The following is a 13,965-nucleotide window of genomic DNA, read 5'->3' on the forward strand; positions in this document are numbered from 1 at the left end:
CCCGGATCACAGGGACCGGGAGATGATGTCCTTCATGATCTCGCTGGTACCGCCGAAGATCCGCGAGATCCGCATGTCCGCCCAGGCCCGTGCGACGGGGTACTCCATCATGTAGCCGTAGCCGCCGAACAGCTGCACGCAGTCGTCGATGACGCGGTTGGCCCGCTCGGTGGTCCACAGCTTGGCCATCGCCGCACCCTGGACGTCGAGTTCGCCCTTGAGGTGCCGCTCGATGCACTGGTCGAGGAACGCACGGGAGACGGCCACCTCGGTGGCGGCCTCGGCGAGGGTGAACTTGGTGTTCTGGAACTTCGACAGCGGCCTGCCGAACGCCTCGCGCTCGTGGGTGTAGGCGATCGTCTGGTCCACCGCCGCCTCCATGCCCGCGACCGAGGTGACGGCGATCAGCAGCCGCTCCTGCGGCAGTTGCTGCATCAGCTGGAAGAAGCCCAGTCCCTCCTGGTCGCCGAGCAGGTTGGCCGCGGGCACGCGGACGTCGTCGAAGAACAGCTCGGCCGTGTCCTGGCCCTTCATGCCGACCTTGTCGAGCACGCGGCCGCGGCGGAACCCGGCCGTCGACGTCGGCACGGCGATCAGTGACATCCCCTTCGCCCCCGCGTCGGGGTCCGGGTCGGTCTTGCACGCGACGACGACGAAGTCGGCCATGGCGCCGTTGGTGATGAACGTCTTGGCGCCGTTGATGACGTACTCGTCGCCGTCCCGCACCGCGCGGGTCTTGATGCCCTGCAGGTCCGATCCGGTGCCCGGTTCGGTCATGGCGATCGCGCCGATCCACTCGCCGCTCGCGAGCTTGGGCAGCCACTCGCGCTTCTTCTCCTCCGCCGCGTACGCGAGGAGGTAGTGGGCCACGATCCCGTTGTGCACGGACACGCCCCACGCGCTGTCGCCGCTGCGTGCCTGCTCCTCGTACAGCACGGTCTCGTGCGCGAAGGTGCCGCCACCGCCGCCGTACTCCTCCGGGACGGACAGGCACAGCAGGCCGACCTCGCCCGCCTTGGTCCAGACCTCGCGATCGATCTGCTTGTTCTCGATCCAGCGGTCCTGGTGCGGCGTGAGTTCCTTCTGGCAGAACGACCGCGCCATCTCGCGGAAGTCGTCGAGCTCCTCGGTCAGCCACGGACTCCTGGGCAGTTGCAGCGGCACGGCGGCCTCCTCGATCACCTGACACTGGAGTGGAAAACATTCCGCCTGGAATGTAAGTTCCGATCGGAATCTACAACCACCGTCCCAGCAGGTAAAGGGGTCGCAGGTGACGCGCTCATGACCACCCCACCGACGCCGCCGACACCACCCACGCCGCCCTCGTCCGCGCGCACGCACCGCACCCAGGCCGAGCGCCGGGCGCAGACGCGCGCGGCCCTGCTCGACGCGACCATCGAATGCCTGGTGGAACTGGGTTACCCGCGCACGTCGATGCAGGAGATCTGCGCCCGCGCCGGCGTGTCGAAGGGAGCGTTCCAGCACCATTTCTCGTCGAAGTCGGAGCTCATGGCCTCCGCGGTGGAGCACCTGACGACCCGGCTGCAGCGCAGGCGCGCACCCGAGGCACGGGACCTGCCCGACGGGCCCGACCGCATCGCCGCGGCGATCGACCTGCTCTGGAACTCCTACTCCGGCACGCTCGCCACCGCCGCGATGGAGCTCTGGATCGCCGCTCGCACGGACGCGGAACTGCGCCGCGCGATCCGCCCGGTCGACCGCGCGCTGGGCCGGTCGACCCTGGAACTGTTGACGGGACTGTCCGGCGACCTGTCCGAGGAGCGGATGGAGACGCTGTTCTGGTTGACGGTGAACCTGACCCGGGGCCTGGCCCTGGACGCCGAACTCGGCGGGGACCCGCGCCGCCGCGAGCAACTGCTCGCCGAGTGGAAGCACATCGCGACGCTGTATTTCGGGGAGTGACCCTGTACTGCGGCGAGTGACGGACGGCCGCCCATCGAGGACGTGACGGGGCGGCCGTGCACCGGCCGGACAGTGCCGGAGGCGCGGAGAGTGAGTCTGGCGACGATTCCGCCCGCCGGGATGCGAGGGTTGCGACCATCGGTAAGGTATTACCCGCGAGTAACAGTTTCGGCTCCCCCGGAGGCTCCCGTGACCAGCACCGTGCCGCCCGCGCCCAGTCAGCCCGCCACCACGGCAGGCCCCGCCGATCCCGTCGGCGGCGTTCCCGGTGCGCCCGCGACGCGGCGCGCCGAGCAGCTCACCCGCCGCGTCGCCACCGGCCTGGACGGGGCGCCGGTGACGATGCCCGCGCCGTTCACCGGGCTGCCGATCGCCACACTGCCGCAGGCGGGCGACGCCGAGGTGCGCCGCGTGTTCACGCGGGCACGTGAGGTGCAACGGTCGTGGGCCGCATGGCCCGCGCGCGAGCGCCAGCGCGTGCTGCTGCGGCTGGCCGACCTGGTGCTCGCCCACCAGGACGAGGTCCTCGACCTGGTGCAGGTCGAAGCGGGCAAGGCGCGGATCGACGCCTTCGACGAGGTGAGTGCGACGGCGCTGGTGGCCTCGTACTACGGCAAGCACAGTGCGCGGCTGCTGGCCGAACGCCGGGCCGCGGGCGCGCTGCCGCTGTTGACGAAGGCCTCGGAGGTCCGGCACCCGAAGGGCGTCGTCGGCGTCGTCTCACCCTGGAACTACCCGCTCGCGCTGACGGCCATGGACGTGCTGCCCGCCCTCGCCGCGGGCAACACGGTCGTGCAGAAGCCGGACAACCAGACGGCGTTGTCGGCGCTGTGGCTGCACGAACTCGCCGAGCAGGCGGGCCTGCCCGCCGACGCGTGGCAGGTCGTGCTGGGCCGCGGCTCGGCCATCGGCGACGCGATCGTCGAGGAGTCCGACTACGTCTGCTTCACCGGCTCCACGCCCACGGGCAAGCGGCTGGCCGGGCAGATCGCGGAGCGGCTCACCGGCTACTCGCTCGAACTCGGCGGCAAGAACCCGATGGTCGTGCTGCCGGACGCCGACGTCCGGAAGGCGGCCGCCGGAGCCGTCACCGCCTGCTTCTCGTCGGCGGGCCAGCTGTGCGTGTCGGTCGAGCGGATCTACGTGCACGAGAGCATCCACGACGAGTTCGTCCGCGCGCTGGCCGAACGGACCGAGGCGCTCACGCTCGGGGCGGGGCTCGACTACCACGCCGGCATGGGCTCGCTGACCTCGCAGGACCAGCTGACCACGGTGTCGTCCCACGTGGACGACGCACGTGCGGCCGGTGCGACCGTCGTCGCGGGCGGCAGGCCGCGGCCGGACCTGGGCCCGCTGTTCTACGAGCCGACCGTACTCACCGGCGTCACCGAACGGGCGACACTGTTCCGCGAGGAGACGTTCGGCCCGGTCGTGGCGGTGTACTCCTACTCGGACGTCGACGAGGCGGTCGCACGCGCCAACGACACCGAGTTCGGTCTCAACGCGAGCGTGTGGACCCGCGACGCCCGCCGGGGCGAGGAGGCCGCCCGCCGGATCAAGGCGGGCACCGTGAACGTCAACGAGGGCTACGCCGCCACGTTCGGCACGGTCGGGGTGCCGATGGGCGGGATGAAGGAGTCCGGCGTCGGCAGGCGCAACAGCGCCGAGGGGCTGCTCAAGTACACCGAGGCCCAGGCGGTCGCCGTGCAGCGCGGACTGCGGCTGCGCCCGTTCCGAGGCATGCCGCCGCGGCTCTGGGCGAAGGCCATGTCGGTCGGCATCGCGGCGCTGCGACGGCTCCCCCGCCGCTGAGCGCGCGGACCCTGCCGAGCCAGCGGCCCGGCAGGCCCCTGCCCCGCCTCCGCGCCCGGACCACAGCGGGCGAGGAGGCGGGGCAGGGGTCAGGGCCGGTCGAGTGCGCCGCTGCGCGCAGCCGTCAAAAGCACGTCCCACTCGGACGCCGTCATGCGCAGCATGCCGCCGCCGGGGTTCTTCGAATCCCGGACGGCCGTGCCGCCCGGCAGGAACGCCACCTCGACGCAATCGTTGCCGCCACCGCTGTAACTGCTCTTGCGCCACGCGAGCTCTCCGGGGTGGACCCGGTTCGAACCACCCGGCGCGGCACGGTGGGACGGGGCGTTGGCCATGTGTTCTCCTTGTCGATCCGGTTCAGTTGTCGTGCTTCTCGAACCGCCGCGCGGCGGCCTCGATCAGGTCGAGCGAATCATCCGGTTTGGCGGCCGCGGCGCGCAAATGATCGAACATGAGCGCGTAGCGGTGAACTTCGGCGGCGTCCTCGAGATACAGCCCACCATTCGTACTGTCGACGTACACCACGTCCTGATCCGCCTGTTCCGGAAATCCGAGAATGAGAAACGGGCCCTCCATTCCCGGGTGGGCACCGCCGCCGAACGGGACGACCTGAATCGTCGCGTGCGGCAGCGCCGCGATGTCGAGCATGCGCCACAGCTGCTCCGCCATCACCTCCGGGCCGCCCACGGCGCGCTGCAGCACGGCCTCGTCCATCACGGCCCAGTACTCGGGCGGATGCGCGTCCTGCAGCAGCGCCTGCCGTTCCATCCGCGCCTCGACCCGGCGGTCGATCTCGCTCTCGGTGGCGTCGGGCCGCATCGCCCGGATCACAGCACGGGCGTACCGGCGTGTCTGCAGCAGGCCGGGAACGAGCAGCGCCTGGTACGCCCGCAGTGACGAGGCATCCGCCTCGAGACCGACGAACGTGCCGGTGAAGACCTCGTTGTAGGCGTGCCACCAGCCTCGTTTCCGTGCCTCCCTGGCCAGCTGGACGAGCGCGTCGGCCTCCTCACCCGTGACGCCGTACACGCTCAGCATGTCCCGCGCGTCCCGCGGCGTCACACCGACGTTGCCGGTCTCGACCCGGCTCACCTTCGACGCCGAGCATTCCAACCGCTCGGCCACGTCGTCGATCGTCAGGTCCGCGGCCTCCCGCAGTCTGCGCAATTCCCCGGCCAGCCTGCGGCGGCGCACGGTCGGTCCCTGACCACGCGTCATCACTCACCTCCACCTCGTCGCGCGCCCCATCTAACCACCGAGCGCGCGAAAAAGTAGGTGCCGGGGAATCACATCGGCGACGCAGGATCACGGCATTCGCAGAACTGCAAATTGCATTTCTGCGAATGGCTCCGGGAACGGCGCGGTACGGGCACCGCCGCCTAGAGGACCCGGACCAGGCCCTCCTGGACGACGGTCGCGATGTGGCTGCCGTCGTGGGCGAAGAAGCGGCCCGTCGCCAGGCCCCGCGCGCCGGAGGCGGTGGGTGAGGTGCTGTCGTAGAGGAACCACTCGTCGGCGCGGAACGGCCGGTGGAACCACAACGCGTGGTCGAGGCTGGCCCCGAGCACCGTGTCGAACTCCCAGTACACGCCGTGCTCGGCGAGCACCGAGTCCAGCAACGTCAGATCCGAGGCGTAGGTCAGGACGCACACGTGCAACAGCGGATCGTCCGGGAGCTCGCCGTCGGCCTTCATCCACACCCGGTTCCGGCTCTCCCAGCCGCCGGTCTCGCGGGTCACCCACGGCGGCTCGTTGACGTAGCGCATGTCCAACGGCCGCGGTCCCACCCGCGTGGCGAGCGTGTCGGCGTACGGCGCGATCCGGTCGGCCAGCGTCGGCAACGACTCCGGATCGGGCACGTCCGGCATGTCGCCCGCGTGCTCCACGCCGTCCTCGGCCAGCTGGAACGACGCCGACAGCGCGAAGATCGCCTTGCCGTGCTGCACCGCCGTGACCCGCCGCGTCGTGAACGACCGGCCGTCGCGGACACGGTCTACCTGGTACACGATCGGCACGGCCGGGTCGCCGCCCCGGATGAAGTAGGCGTGCAGCGAATGCACGTGACGATCCGGCGGCACCGTGCGGCCCGCGGCGACGAGCGCCTGCCCGGCGACCTGACCGCCGAACACGCGCGTCGGCGAGTTCGGCGGACTGACCCCGCGGAAGATGTTTTCCTCGATCTTCTCGAGGTCGAGGAGATTCACCAGCCGGTCCAGCACCGGCTGACCACCATCCGAGTCGTCGCCGGGGTCCGATGCCGCCGCACGCGCCAGTTCCGTCATGACCCGATTCTGGCACCGCCGGAGGCGCCGCGGCGGGTCAGGCACCGTCAGGCGTGGTCGTCCTCACCGAGCCGGTGGACCCTGATCAGGTTGGTCGACCCGACGGTGCCCGGGGGCGAGCCCGCGACGATCACCACCAGGTCGCCCTGCTGGTACCGACCCGTCTCGATCATGGCGCGGTCGCACTGCTGGATCATCCGGTCGGTCGAGTCGGCCTTCGGCACGAGCTGGGTGTGGGTGCCCCACGTCAGCGCGAGCTGGCTGCGCACACTCTCCAACGGCGTGAACGCCAGCAGCGGCAACCGGGTGTGCAACCGAGCCAGCCTGCGCATCGTGTCGCCGGACTGCGTGAACGCCACCAGCGCCTTCGCGTTGAGCCGCTCGCCGATGTCGCGCGCCGCGTACGAGATGACGCCCCGCTTGGTGCGCGGCACGTGCGACAGCGGCGGCACCGCCGGCAGATCCGACTCGACGGCCTCGACGATCCGCGACATCGTCTGCACCGTCTCGATCGGGTAGCGGCCCACGCTCGTCTCGCCCGACAGCATCACCGCGTCCGCGCCGTCGAGCACCGCGTTCGCGACGTCGGAGGCCTCGGCGCGGGTCGGCCGGGAGTTGCCGATCATGGAGTCGAGCATCTGCGTGGCGACGATGACCGGCTTGGCGTTCTCCCGCGCGATCTGAATGGCCCGCTTCTGCACCAGCGGAACCTGCTCGAGCGGCAGTTCGACGCCGAGGTCGCCGCGGGCGACCATCAGGCCGTCGAAGGCCAACACGACGGCTTCGAGGTTGTAGACGGCCTCGGGCTTCTCCAGCTTGGCGATCACCGGCACGCGGCCCTTGCCGACGCGGTCCATCACCTGGTGGACGACGTCGATGTCGGCGGGCGAGCGCACGAACGACAGCGCGACGAAGTCGACGCCGAGTTCCAGCGCGAATTCGAGGTCCTCGACGTCCTTGTCGGACAGCGCGGGCACCGACACGTCCATGCCCGGCAACGACACGCCCTTGTTGTTGCTGACCGTGCCGCCTTCGGTGACGGTGCATACCACGTCCGGCCCGTCGACCTCGTCGACCGTCAGCCCGACCTTGCCGTCGTCGACCAGCAGCCGGTCACCCTGCTTGGCGTCCTCGGCCAGCCCCTTGTACGTGGTGGACACGCGGTCGTGGGTGCCGACCACGTCCTCGACGGTGATGCGCACCGTGTCCCCGGTACGCCACTCGACGGGACCGCTGGCGAACGTGCCGAGCCGGATCTTCGGGCCCTGCAGGTCGGCGAGGATGCCGACGGCCCGGCCCGTCTCGGCCGCGGCGGCGCGGACGAGGTCGTACACCTGCCTGTGGTCGTCGTGGTCACCGTGGCTGAAGTTCATCCGGGCCACGTCCATGCCCGATTCGACGAGGTCGTGGACCTTCTCCTTCGTCGCCGTCGCGGGGCCCATGGTGCATACGATCTTCGCTCGTCGGCTCACACCTGCACAGCGTAGACCGTCGGCGCCGTCTCGTCTTGACCGATCCGGTCTCCGCGTGCCGCGTCGCGTGGTGTACCCGCGGCGGCGCCGGTCAGCGCCGTGGCCGTTCGCTCACCCCGACGTGGTCGCGGGCCCACTCGTTCAGCGCCCGCACCTGCCGCCAGGCGCGGCGCACCCGGTCGAGGCATTCCGGTTCGTGCAGCGTGTCGTCGGGCTCCCACGTGTGGATCGCGTACAGCCTGCGGTGACGCAGCAGTTCCAGCCGGGGATGGTCGGCGGGCACGCCACGCGGGCGCGTCTTGAGCGTCTCCCCCGCGATCTCCCAGCCCTGGCCGCGCAGGTCGGCGAGGATGCGTTCGAGGGCGCGGCCGTGGACGTCGGTGTCGACGGCCTGCCGGAACCGGGCCAGCTGATCGGCGGCGAGGTGGAAACACCCTCCGCCCGCACGCAGCCCGGCGGGTCCCACCTCCACGTAGCACGCGCCGCCGCCACGGCCGGCCTCGATCACCCCGCCGCAGTGGGCCTTGTAGGGCGTCTTGTCCTTGGCGAACCGCACGTCACGGTACGGGCGGAACACCTTCGGCTCGCCCAGGTCGGAGAACTCGTCGGCCAGTTCGGCCAGCAACGCCTCCATCGGACCGCGCACGTCGCGACGGTAGGTCTCGACGTTGGCGTTCCAGTACGGCTTCGAGTTGTCCGCCACCAGGCCGTCGTAGAAGTCGATCGCGTACTCGCCGAATCCCGTGAACCCCACGGCGAGCCACGCTAACCGGCACGGCGGCGCACGGCTGACGGCGGTGCCGTCGAGGACCGACGCCACCCGTGACAATGGTAATCTGGTGCCATGCAGACTGCCATCGACAGTGCCGGACGCATCGTCATTCCCAAGGCGTTACGTGACGCTCTCGGTATCGCGGCAGGCCAGCCCCTCGACATCACGGAGCGGGACGGCAGCCTCGAGATCACACCTGCACCGACACCCATGCAGCTGGTCGACGACGGCGACGGTGTCGTCGCCGTGGCCGATGCCGACATGCCCGCGCTCACGGCCGACGAGGTTCGCGCCGCACTGGAGCGCAACCGCCGATGAACAGCACTGCCACGATGCACGCCGTCGATTCGAGCGTCGTGATCGCCGCGTTCGCCACCTGGCACGAGCACCATGAGGCCGCGCGCAAAGCACTGGCCGCACGCCCACGCCTCATCGCGCACGCGGCCGTCGAGACGTACTCGGTGCTGACACGCCTGCCACCCCCTCATCGCGCCCAACCGTCGCTCGTGCACGCCTTCATCACGCAACGGTTCACCGAACCGTTTCTGACGTTGTCGGAGACCGGCTACCAGGAGCTACTGGCAACGGTGGCGGCAGGACAGGTTCTCGGCGGCCCGGCCTACGACGCCCTGATCGCATTCACGGCAGCCGAACACGACGCCACACTGCTCAGTCTCGACCGTCGTGCGACCGCTACCTACGAAGCGACCGGCGCGGCGGCCGAGCTCCTGACCTGACCGGCCGCCGCGATACCCGGCCCGTGCGTGGCCGTCCCCCACTCAGCCGAAGAGGACCGCCGCCTCGGCGTAGCGCTCGGGCGGCACCGTCTTCAGCGCGGCGGTCGCCTCGGCCAGGGGAACCCGGACGATGTCGGTGCCGCGCAGGGCCGTCATCGTGCCGAAGTCGCCGTCGGCGACCGCGTCCACGGCGTGCAGGCCGAACCGGGTGGCCAGCACGCGGTCGTAGGCGGTCGGCGTGCCGCCACGCTGGGTGTGACCGAGCACGACCGCACGGGACTCCTCGCCGGTGCGCCGGGCGAGCTCGTCGGCCAGCCACTGGCCCACACCGCCCAGCCGCACGTGCCCGAACGCGTCCTTCTCGCCGGTCTGCAGCATCTCACCGCCGTCGTCGGGCTGCGCGCCCTCGGCCACGACCACGATCGGCGCGTGCTCGCGGTCGAACCGGGCCTGCACCCAACAGGCCACCCGCTCCACCGAGAACGGCTGCTCGGGCACGAGGATCACGCTCGCCCCGCCCGCGAGGCCGGAGTGGAGCGCGAGCCATCCGGCGTGCCTCCCCATCACCTCGACGACGAGGGCACGATGGTGGGATTCGGCCGTGGTGTGGAGCCGGTCGATCGCCTCGGTGGCGATGTGCACCGCGGTGTCGAAGCCGAACGTGTAGTCGGTGGCGCCGAGGTCGTTGTCGATCGTCTTCGGCACACCGACGACGTTCACGCCGTCCCGCCACAGTCGCTCCGCGACGCCGAGCGTGTCCTCGCCGCCGATGGCGACCAGCGCGTCGACGCCTTCCTCGGCCAGTACCTCCGCGACCCGTTCGGCCCCTCCGCCGTCGGCGTACGGGTTGGTGCGCGAGGTGCCGAGGATCGTGCCGCCGCGGGCGAGGATCGACTCGACGTCGCCGGGGCCGAGCGGGTGCAGCGACCCGGTGAGCGGGCCGCGCCAGCCGTCGCGGAACCCGACGACGTCCCAGCCGTGCTCACCGGTGCCCTTCAGCGTCACCGCGCGGATCACCGCGTTGAGCCCGGGACAGTCGCCGCCGCCGGTCAGGACCCCCACGCGCATTCCGATCCACCCTTCGTGGCCGTGACATCACTCTGCGCACTCAGGATAGCCTCGCGTCACCGGTTCGGCGCAGCGCGACACCGCGACGTCCGACGCAGCGGTTAACGACGCCCGGTCCCGAGTCGATCTTTTCGGTATGCCGGATTCCCCGTCGCCCGTCCGTCCACTCGACCCGACCGGCGGCCCCACTGAGCGTCCCGCGGCGGGCGGAGCCGCAACGGCAGGCGTGATGGTGCTGCTCACGCCGGTGCACGGGTTCGGACTCGTGCTCGCGCTGCTGAGCGCGGGATCGTCCGACGCGAGCGGGCAGGGCGGCCCGTTCCGCGCCTGCACCGCCGACTCCGTGTCCTGCACCGGACCGAACGTCCCGCTGATCGTCGCCGTCGCCCTCGCGATGCTCGCCTGCCTGGGCATCGCCGTCCGGGCGGGAATGCGCACGGGGCGGCTGCCTCCGCGGTGGCGCCACCGCGGCATGCTGTCGTGTGCCGGTGTCGCCGCCGCCGTCGTGGTGGACACGGTGGCCGTGCTCGTCCGATGAGGACCCACCGGGAGGGCCGCGGCGACCACTTCGACGTAGACATAGGTCACTGCACCGGTAAAGCTAGGTTAGCCTCTGCTACGGTCCAGGGCGTGCAGCGCTATTACTGGTTTACCTGGCCGGCCCGGAGTGGGCCGGTCGGCGTGAACCTGCGCTGACCACCATCCACTTCGAGCCGGACGTCAAGCCGGCTCGGTGACGCCCGGGGCGGCTTGCGGAAAGGAAGTCACCCCGATGAGCACTCTGCCGACCACGGCATCCCCCGAGTCCGCGGCGCCAGGAGCGGCCGCGCACACCGGGATCCCGCTGGACGACCACCGCATCACCCACGTGAGCCCGTTGATGTCGCCCGCCCTGCTCCGCCAGGAACATCCCGTCGACGACACCGTCGCCCGGACGGTCACCGCGGGCCGGGACTCCGCCGTCGACATCCTCGCGGGCCGGGACGACCGGCTGCTGGTCGTCGCCGGGCCCTGCTCGGTCCACGACCCCGAGGCCGCGCTCGACTACGCCCGGAAACTGGCCGCCCACGCCGAGAAGGTCCGCGGCGAACTGCACATCGTGATGCGCGTGTACTTCGAGAAACCCCGCACCACGCTCGGGTGGAAGGGCCTCATCAACGACCCCGATCTCGACGGCGGCTTCGCGGTCAACAAGGGCCTACGGCTCGCGCGCCAGTTGCTGCTCGACGTCTCCGCGCTCGGCCTGCCGGTCGGCTGCGAGTTCCTCGACCCGATCATTCCGCAGTACATCGCCGACGTCGTGACGTGGGGCTCCATCGGCGCGCGCACCGCGGCCAGCCAGGTGCACCGCCAGCTGTGCAGCGGCCTGTCGATGCCGGTCGGCATCAAGAACTCCACCGACGGCGACGTGCAGGTCGCCGTCGACGCCACACGCGCGGCGGCGGCGAGCCACGTCTTCCCCGGTATCACCACGGACGGCGTGTCCGCGCTGCTGACCACGGCCGGGAACGAGGACTGCCACGTCATCCTCCGCGGCGGCAGCGCGGGCCCGAACCACGACGCCGACACGGTCGCGGACACGCTCGCACGGCTGCGCAAGGCGGGGCTGCCCGAACGCCTCGTCGTCGACGCCAGCCACGGCAACAGCGGTAAGGACCACGTGCGCCAGGCCGGTGTCGTGGCCGAGCTGGCCGAGCGCATCGGCGCGGGCGAGCCCGGCATCTCCGGTCTGATGGTCGAGAGCTTCCTCGCCGACGGCAGGCAGGACCTCACCCTCGGGCGCGCGGCCGATCTCGACTACGGCCGCAGCATCACCGACGCGTGCCTGGACTGGCCGACGACGGCGTCGCTGCTCGACGACCTCGCCGCGGCCGTCCGCACCCGCCGGGGCTGAGCGGCCTGCTCACACTCCGCGGGCAGGCGGGGCAGGCGGTGCCCACGGCCGCGCCCCGCCTGCCCGCGGACCGGGGCCGCCCGCGAGTGCGGTCGTCCGGGCCGCGAGGTCCCGCCCGTCAGCGCGCGAAGCCGTCTCGCAGGCGCAGCTGCTCGATGACCTTCCACCGCTCCAGGTTGTGCCGCGCGTCGGCGAGCGCGTCGTGGGCGTCCGGGGGCTGTTTGGGCAACGCGGGCTTGCCGACGTCCTCCCAGCGCTGCCGCAGGTCCCGGGTGAACCGGGGCAACTGGCGCGGCAGCTTCGGCATCGAGCCCCACAGCTGCGCCAGGGCGACGTGGTCGTAGGCGGCGTACCAGGCCCACAGCTCGATGCCGTCGGACGGCTTGCCGAAGAACTCGAGCAGACCCTCGCGAATGCTCTCGCGGCTGCGCCACGACTTGTCCGCCGGCGACGGCAGCTTGTCGAGCACGTTCTCCCGCACCCACTTGCCCGCCTTGTCCGGGTCGAACTCGGTGGAGACCGCGTAGAAGCTGCGTCCGGATTCGTCCACCACACCGATCGACACCAGGTCGATGGTCACGCCGTCCTCGATGAATTCGGTGTCGTAGAAGAATCGCACCGCAGCACCGTAACGGGCGCCCCACCGCGTCGGACGAGCCGGTCCGTACCGCCGCGGGCCGCTCGCCGAGACCCGCGTTCCGGCGGCCTGTGGGAGCGAGGTGGAGGTGTGGTGTGCCCGCCGACTCAGCCCGCGCGGCTCTCCGGAACCCGTGACGACCCGGTGCTCGCCCGGGCCGCGCCCGCCGCACCGACCTCGCCCGGCCTGCCGTGCAACGGCACCGCCTCGCCGAGCTCCTCCTTGGCCTTCGCGGCGTAGACGTCGACGTACTCCTGGCCGGACAGTTCCATGAGGGCGTACATGATCTCGTCGGCGATGGACCGTTCGACGAACCGGTCGCCCGCGAGACCTTCGTAGCGGGAGAAGTCGAGCGGCTTCCCGAACCGGATCTCCAACCGTCGCGGCCACCACATCTTCGAACCGATGGGGTTGACCTTCTCGGTGCCGATCATCGCCACCGGGATCACCGGGACCTGTGCCTCGAGCGCGATGCGGGCGACACCGGTCTTGCCCTTGTAGAGCCGTCCGTCGGGCGAGCGGGTGCCCTCCGGATAGATCCCCAGCAGCCGCCCCTCTGCCAGCAACCGGACGCCGGTGTCGAGTGCGGCCTGGGCCGCCGAGGCCCCGGACCGGTCGATCGGGAACTGGCCGGAGGCGGTGAAGAACCACTTCTGGAGCCGACCCTTGAGGCCGGGCGCGGTGAAGTACTCCTGCTTGGCGGGGAACGTCACCCGCCGCGGCACGTACAGGGGCATGAAGAAGGAGTCGGCCACGGCGAGGTGGTTGCTGGCGATGATCGCACCACCCTCGGCGGGGATGTTCTCCGTGCCGGTGACCGTGGTCGGCCACAGCAGCCGCAGCAGCGGCCCCAGGACCACGTATTTGAGCAGCCGATACACCACCGGGCCGCGCCTCCTCGTCTCGTTCACCCAACCGAGGCGATCACACTACGAACGTCGTGTTCACCGCCACAACCGCGGGGTCGTAACCACCGTCTATCTCACACCGGCCGCCCATTCCGGAACCCCACAGGTCCCCGCAGGCGGGGAGTGCGGGCGCTTCCCGCCCGTGGGTGGGGCCGCCGTGCGACGATGGCACCCGATCACCCGTGGAGAGGAAGGGACCGACGGCATGCCCGTGCTCGCCGGCGCCGAGCCGTTCCAGTACACCGGGCCCAGCGGAACCGGCGTGCTGTTGTGTCACGGGTTCACGGGAACCCCGGCGAGTATGCGCCCGTGGGGACGACCCCCGGCGTCCGACGGGCACCGGGCGGTGCTCGACGGCGTCGATACCGATCCGGCACGGGTCACCGAGGTCGTCTTGCACGACAGCTGTCACGTCGCCACCCTCGATGGCGACGTGCCGCTTCTTTTCGCGCGCAGCAGC

General features: G+C 71.0%; 15 protein-coding genes and 1 pseudogene. 7 read left to right on the forward strand and 9 right to left on the reverse strand.

Annotation, left to right across the window (positions count from 1 at the left end; translation table 11 throughout):
- Positions 1 to 6 precede the first annotated feature (6 nt).
- Entirely contained in the window at positions 7 to 1,164 is a 1,158-nt protein-coding gene (locus LY13_RS06020; RefSeq protein WP_253827284.1) for an acyl-CoA dehydrogenase family protein, read from the reverse strand.
- Between the two features lie 117 nt (positions 1,165 to 1,281).
- Here LY13_RS06020 and LY13_RS06025 point away from each other — a divergent pair, with 117 nt between their 5' ends.
- Positions 1,282 to 1,923, forward strand: a complete 642-nt coding sequence (locus tag LY13_RS06025) for a TetR/AcrR family transcriptional regulator (protein ID WP_253827285.1) — start codon at positions 1,282 to 1,284, stop codon at positions 1,921 to 1,923.
- Between the two features lie 189 nt (positions 1,924 to 2,112).
- Positions 2,113 to 3,735: a succinic semialdehyde dehydrogenase gene (locus LY13_RS06030; RefSeq protein WP_372493768.1), complete on the forward strand. Its 1,623-nt coding sequence runs from the start codon at positions 2,113 to 2,115 to the stop codon at positions 3,733 to 3,735.
- Positions 3,736 to 3,824: 89 nt separating this feature from the next.
- On the opposite strand, the gene LY13_RS06035 is transcribed toward LY13_RS06030, so the two are convergent.
- The 5 genes from LY13_RS06035 to LY13_RS06055 form a co-directional block, all read right to left on the reverse strand.
- A complete protein-coding gene (locus LY13_RS06035; RefSeq protein WP_253827286.1) occupies positions 3,825 to 4,070 on the reverse strand; it encodes a DUF397 domain-containing protein in 246 nt (81 codons plus the stop codon).
- A 22-nt stretch (positions 4,071 to 4,092) separates the two neighbouring features.
- Complete coding sequence (locus LY13_RS06040; RefSeq protein WP_253827287.1) at positions 4,093 to 4,953, reverse strand: helix-turn-helix domain-containing protein; 861 nt, start codon at positions 4,951 to 4,953, stop codon at positions 4,093 to 4,095.
- A 161-nt stretch (positions 4,954 to 5,114) separates the two neighbouring features.
- Positions 5,115 to 6,017 (reverse strand): acyl-CoA thioesterase II, encoded by a 903-nt coding sequence (gene tesB, locus LY13_RS06045; protein WP_253827288.1) that lies wholly within the window; start codon positions 6,015 to 6,017, stop codon positions 5,115 to 5,117.
- Between the two features lie 47 nt (positions 6,018 to 6,064).
- Complete coding sequence (pyk, locus tag LY13_RS06050) at positions 6,065 to 7,489, reverse strand: pyruvate kinase (RefSeq protein WP_253827289.1); 1,425 nt, start codon at positions 7,487 to 7,489, stop codon at positions 6,065 to 6,067.
- Between the two features lie 91 nt (positions 7,490 to 7,580).
- Positions 7,581 to 8,243, reverse strand: coding sequence for a DUF2461 domain-containing protein (locus LY13_RS06055; RefSeq protein WP_253827290.1), 663 nt, complete (start codon positions 8,241 to 8,243; stop codon positions 7,581 to 7,583).
- 90 nt (positions 8,244 to 8,333) lie between these two features.
- On the opposite strand from LY13_RS06055, the gene LY13_RS06060 reads away from it, so the two are divergent.
- Positions 8,334 to 8,579, forward strand: coding sequence for an AbrB/MazE/SpoVT family DNA-binding domain-containing protein (locus tag LY13_RS06060; RefSeq protein ID WP_253827291.1), 246 nt, complete (start codon positions 8,334 to 8,336; stop codon positions 8,577 to 8,579).
- Positions 8,576 to 8,998: a type II toxin-antitoxin system VapC family toxin gene (locus tag LY13_RS06065; protein ID WP_253827292.1), complete on the forward strand. Its 423-nt coding sequence runs from the start codon at positions 8,576 to 8,578 to the stop codon at positions 8,996 to 8,998. Before LY13_RS06060 ends, LY13_RS06065 begins: the two co-directional genes overlap by 4 nt.
- A 42-nt stretch (positions 8,999 to 9,040) precedes the next feature.
- Here the strand turns inward: LY13_RS06065 and LY13_RS06070 are convergent, their stop codons facing one another.
- The gene (locus tag LY13_RS06070) at positions 9,041 to 10,066 is read right to left on the reverse strand and encodes a 6-phosphofructokinase (RefSeq protein ID WP_253827293.1); all 1,026 of its coding nucleotides are present in this window, start codon (positions 10,064 to 10,066) and stop codon (positions 9,041 to 9,043) included.
- A 136-nt stretch (positions 10,067 to 10,202) separates the two neighbouring features.
- Between LY13_RS06070 and LY13_RS06075 the strand changes: the two genes are divergently transcribed.
- Both LY13_RS06075 and LY13_RS06080 read left to right on the forward strand, forming a co-directional pair.
- On the forward strand, positions 10,203 to 10,604 hold the full coding sequence (locus LY13_RS06075) for a hypothetical protein (RefSeq protein WP_253827294.1): 402 nt from the start codon (positions 10,203 to 10,205) through the stop codon (positions 10,602 to 10,604).
- Between the two features lie 243 nt (positions 10,605 to 10,847).
- Positions 10,848 to 11,960 carry a 3-deoxy-7-phosphoheptulonate synthase gene (locus tag LY13_RS06080; RefSeq protein ID WP_253827576.1) on the forward strand — a complete coding sequence of 371 codons (1,113 nt, stop codon included), beginning with the start codon at positions 10,848 to 10,850 and terminating at the stop codon, positions 11,958 to 11,960.
- A 118-nt stretch (positions 11,961 to 12,078) separates the two neighbouring features.
- Here the strand turns inward: LY13_RS06080 and LY13_RS06085 are convergent, their stop codons facing one another.
- Positions 12,079 to 12,579: a polyadenylate-specific 3'-exoribonuclease AS gene (locus LY13_RS06085; protein WP_253827295.1), complete on the reverse strand. Its 501-nt coding sequence runs from the start codon at positions 12,577 to 12,579 to the stop codon at positions 12,079 to 12,081.
- Between the two features lie 125 nt (positions 12,580 to 12,704).
- Positions 12,705 to 13,481, reverse strand: coding sequence for a lysophospholipid acyltransferase family protein (locus LY13_RS06090; protein ID WP_253827296.1), 777 nt, complete (start codon positions 13,479 to 13,481; stop codon positions 12,705 to 12,707).
- A gap of 229 nt (positions 13,482 to 13,710) precedes the next feature.
- Between LY13_RS06090 and LY13_RS25890 the strand changes: the two are divergent.
- Positions 13,711 to 13,842: pseudogene (locus tag LY13_RS25890) on the forward strand (esterase); the annotation flags it as partial.
- Positions 13,843 to 13,965: the final 123 nt, after the last annotated feature.

Origin of the sequence: Prauserella aidingensis (assembly GCF_024171865.1) — a bacterium.
Taxonomy (GTDB): domain Bacteria; phylum Actinomycetota; class Actinomycetes; order Mycobacteriales; family Pseudonocardiaceae; genus Prauserella; species Prauserella aidingensis.

What these genes read in the sequence shown, in the direction of transcription:
- LY13_RS06060 (WP_253827291.1), top strand. Translation starts at nt 8,334, where the DNA reads ATGCAGACTGCCATCGACAGTGCCGGACGCATCGTCATTCCCAAGGCG.
- LY13_RS06070 (WP_253827293.1), bottom strand. Translation starts at nt 10,066, where the DNA reads ATGCGCGTGGGGGTCCTGACCGGCGGCGGCGACTGTCCCGGGCTCAAC.
- tesB (WP_253827288.1), bottom strand. Translation starts at nt 6,017, where the DNA reads ATGACGGAACTGGCGCGTGCGGCGGCATCGGACCCCGGCGACGACTCG.
- LY13_RS06025 (WP_253827285.1), top strand. Translation starts at nt 1,282, where the DNA reads ATGACCACCCCACCGACGCCGCCGACACCACCCACGCCGCCCTCGTCC.
- LY13_RS06040 (WP_253827287.1), bottom strand. Translation starts at nt 4,953, where the DNA reads ATGACGCGTGGTCAGGGACCGACCGTGCGCCGCCGCAGGCTGGCCGGG.
- LY13_RS06035 (WP_253827286.1), bottom strand. Translation starts at nt 4,070, where the DNA reads ATGGCCAACGCCCCGTCCCACCGTGCCGCGCCGGGTGGTTCGAACCGG.
- LY13_RS06065 (WP_253827292.1), top strand. Translation starts at nt 8,576, where the DNA reads ATGAACAGCACTGCCACGATGCACGCCGTCGATTCGAGCGTCGTGATC.
- LY13_RS06075 (WP_253827294.1), top strand. Translation starts at nt 10,203, where the DNA reads ATGCCGGATTCCCCGTCGCCCGTCCGTCCACTCGACCCGACCGGCGGC.